This is a genomic window from Methylobacterium sp. WL18, from assembly GCF_008040015.1.
Classification (GTDB): Bacteria; Pseudomonadota; Alphaproteobacteria; order Rhizobiales; family Beijerinckiaceae; genus Methylobacterium; species Methylobacterium mesophilicum.
Map to the genome: position 1 here is coordinate 1 of NZ_VRVD01000497.1, position 3,499 is coordinate 3,499.

Genomic DNA, 3,499 nt, shown 5'->3' on the forward strand with positions numbered 1-3,499 from the left:
CCGCAGAACGAGGGCTCACGTCGGCTGCTGGCGGCGGCCGCCGCCGGCTCGCGCCTCGACACGCGGCTGTTCACCGCCATCGCGACCGAGACCGGGGCGGCGGGCAATTCCACGGCGCTGGTCGGGACGCCCGAGCAGGTGGCCGAGGCGCTGCTCGACTATCACGACCTCGGGGTGCGCACCTTCCTGATCCGCGGCTTCGATCCGCTGGAGGACGCGATCCAGTACGGCCGGGACCTGCTGCCGGCGTTCAAGGCCGCCCTCGCCGCCCGCGGCAGCGCCGCCGAGGCCGCCTGATGCGCGCCGCGTTTTTCTTGGTTCTCGCCCTCTTGGCAGCCGGGCCGGTTCGGGCGGAAGACGTGCTGCGGATGGGCGACCAGCGCGGCAACGCCCGCGCCCTGATGGAGGCGGCGGGCGTCCTCGATGGCCTGTCCTACCGGCTCGAATGGAGCGAGTTCCCGGCCGCCGCGCCCTTGCTGGAGGCGCTCAATGCCGGGGCGATCGATGCGGGCGGGGTGGGCGACGCGCCCTTTACCTTCGCGGCCGCCGCCGGGGCGCCCGTGAAGGCGTTCATGGCGTTCCGCAACCGGCAGGACGGGCTGGCGATCCTGGTGGCGCCCGATTCGCCGATCCGGACCGTGGCGGATCTCAAGGGCAAGCGCATCGCCACCAACCGCGGCTCCATCGGCCACCAGGTCGTGCTGGCCGCCCTGGAGGAGGCGGGGCTGCCGTTCGACGGCGTCGTGTTCAGCTTCCTGCCGCCGGCGGACGCCAAGATCGCCCTTGCGTCCGGGTCCGTGGATGCCTGGGCGACCTGGGAGCCCTACACCTCGACCGCCGAACTCGCCGGCCTGGCCCGGGTGGTCCGGGACGGGAACGGCATCACCCCGGGGCTGACCTTCACGGTGGCGCGCGACAGCGCCCTGAAGGACAAGCGACCCCTGCTCGCCGACTTCGCCGCGCGCCTTGCGAAGGCCCGGGCCTGGGCGCTCAAGGACCCGGCGCCCTACGCGAAGGTCTGGTCGAAGCTGATCGGCCTGCCGGAGGCGGTGCCTTTGCGCTGGTTCAGCCGCGCCGGCTACCGGACCGTGCCGATCGATGCCGACGTGATCGCCGACGAGCAGCGCACCATCGCCCTCTACGTCCGCGCCGGCCTGATCCCGAAGGGCCGCGCCCCGCAGGCGGCGGCGATCTTCGACACGGGGTTTTCCCAAGCCCTGCCCGAGGGTCTGTCGCGAGGCCTGTCGGAAGTCCCGGCGGCGGTGCAATGATGGGCGGTTCCCCGGATCAGAGGTCCTGACCATGCACGACGCCGGCGACGGCCACAGCCATGCCCACGAGGACGGCCAAAAGCACGATCACGATCACCCCGCAGGGGAGGGGGCGGCGCGCTGGAAGCACGACGGCGTGCGGGTGATCCCGGGCGACCAGCTCGACAGCAACACCGCGCAGACCCCCGGCATGTTCCGGCAGGCGGCCGTCAACGCCGCCCGGGTCGGCGCCCAGAAGATCTGGGCCGGCACGGTGGCGATCCAGCCCGACGCCAAGACCGGCGTGCACCATCACGGCGCCCTGGAGAGCGTGATCTACGTGCTCTCCGGCCGCGCCCGGATGCGCTGGGGCGAGCGCCTCGAATACGTGGCCGAGGCCGGGCCGGGGGATTTCATCTTCGTGCCGCCTTTCGTGCCGCACCAGGAGATCAACGCCTCCACGGACGAGCCCCTGCACTGCGTGCTGGTGCGCTCGGACAACGAGGCCGTGGTGGTCAACATCCCGGATGTCGAGCCGGTGGAGCGGCCCGAATCCGTCCACTGGGTCGATCCGATCCACAAGCACCCGTGAATCCCTGCGGAGCGCAACCATGAGTCGAGACCGCCAGCTGCATCTCGGCGCGTTCATGCGCCCGGTGGGGATCCACACGGCCTGGTGGCGCTATCCCGGCGGCTACCCGGACGCGAACTTCAACTTCGAGCACCTGACGCATTTCGCCCGGCGGTTGGAGGCGGCGAAGTTCGACGCCTTCTTCATGGCCGACCATCTGGCGGTGATGAACATGCCGGTGGCGGCGCTGCGCCGCTCGGCCACCGTGACCTCGTTCGATCCGCTGACGCTGCTGCCGGCGCTCGCCGCGCTCACGTCGCGGATCGGGCTGATCGCCACGGCGTCGACCACCTACAACGAGCCCTACCATGTGGCCCGGAAGTTCGCCTCCCTCGACCACATCTCGAAGGGCCGGGCCGGCTGGAACCTCGTCACCTCGGGCAACCCGGACGAGGCGCTGAATTTCGGCCGCGACGCGCATCTCGACCACGCGGTGCGCTACGCCCGGGCGCGCGAGTTCTACGACGTGGTCACCGGCCTGTGGGATTCCTGGGCCGACGACGCTTTCCTGATGGATCCGGAGAGCGGCCTGTTCTTCGATCCCGACAAGCTGCACGTCCTCGACCACGCGGGCGAGTTCCTGAAGGTGAAGGGCCCGCTCAACATCGCCCGGCCGGTGCAGGGCTGGCCGGTGATCGTCCAGGCCGGCGCCTCGGAGGCGGGACGGCAGATCGCGGCCGAGACCGCCGAGATGGTGTTCGGCGCGAGTTCCACCCTGGAGGCCGCGCAGGCCTACTACGCCGACGTGAAGGGCCGGATGCCGGCGCTCGGGCGCGATCCCGACCACCTGAAGATCCTGCCCGGCGCCCTGGTGATCCTGGGCGAGACCGAGGCCGAGGCGCGGGCCAAGCGGACGCGCCTCGACGATCTGGTCCATCCCGACAGCGGGCTCGCCAACCTGTCGGTGCGGCTCGGGGTCGACGCCTCCGGCTTCGATCTCGACGCGCCCCTGCCCGAGATCCCCGAGACCAACGCCAGCAAGACCAGCCAGGCTCAGATCCTCGGCGAGGCCCACCGGACCGGCGCCACGGTGCGCGACCTCGCCCGCAGGGTCGGCGCCTATGCCGGGCTCCATTTCGTCGGGACGCCGGCGCAGGTTGCGGACCGGATGGAGGAATGGCTGGAGAGCCGCGGCTGCGACGGCTTCAACGTCATGTTCCCGTTCGTGCCCGAAGGGCTCGACGACGTGGTCGACCGGCTCGTGCCGGAACTGCAAAGGCGCGGCCTGTTCCGGCGCGACTATGCCGGCACGACCCTGCGCGACCATCTCGGCCTGCCGCGCCCGCCGAACCGGTTTTTTGCGTCGGACGAGACGGGCGGCGCGTGACCGAACAGGATGTGCCGTTTCTCGGAAGGATCGAGATCTGCGCGGCTGCCCAGGACGCCACTCCCGTCATTTCGGAGCGCCGCAGACGATTCCGGAATGACGGGGTGATCAAGGTGGAAAGCTTGGACGAACGGCTTTCGAAAAGAGCGCCGTGTTACCGCTTCACCTTGGCCTTGCGGGCGGCGAAGCGGGCGTCGCGGGTCGCCTTCTGCTCGGCGGCGAGGGCGGCTTGGCGCTCGACCTTCTCGGCGGCCTGACGGACGATCTCGGCCGCCGCGCGCTCCTGTTCGG

5 protein-coding genes are annotated in these 3,499 nt (G+C 71.0%); 4 read left to right on the forward strand and 1 reads right to left on the reverse strand.

Going from position 1 to position 3,499, the window contains the following annotated elements; all coding sequences use genetic code 11:
* From FV228_RS23735 to FV228_RS23750, 4 genes are all read left to right on the forward strand, one after another.
* The coding region (locus FV228_RS23735; RefSeq protein WP_147856819.1) for an LLM class flavin-dependent oxidoreductase at positions 1-297 on the forward strand (297 nt) is incomplete at its 5' end.
* Positions 297-1,271: an ABC transporter substrate-binding protein gene (locus tag FV228_RS23740; protein ID WP_147856820.1), complete on the forward strand. Its 975-nt coding sequence runs from the start codon at positions 297-299 to the stop codon at positions 1,269-1,271. The genes FV228_RS23735 and FV228_RS23740, both read left to right, overlap by 1 nt.
* Before the next feature lie 31 nt (positions 1,272-1,302).
* Positions 1,303-1,842, forward strand: a complete 540-nt coding sequence (locus FV228_RS23745) for a cupin domain-containing protein (protein WP_147856821.1) — start codon at positions 1,303-1,305, stop codon at positions 1,840-1,842.
* Positions 1,843-1,861: 19 nt separating this feature from the next.
* Positions 1,862-3,208 carry an LLM class flavin-dependent oxidoreductase gene (locus FV228_RS23750; protein ID WP_147856822.1) on the forward strand — a complete coding sequence of 449 codons (1,347 nt, stop codon included), beginning with the start codon at positions 1,862-1,864 and terminating at the stop codon, positions 3,206-3,208.
* A 154-nt stretch (positions 3,209-3,362) separates the two neighbouring features.
* Here the strand turns inward: FV228_RS23750 and FV228_RS34395 are convergent.
* A partial coding sequence (locus tag FV228_RS34395; protein WP_246694010.1) for a DUF6481 family protein occupies positions 3,363-3,499 on the reverse strand: 137 nt, incomplete at its 5' end.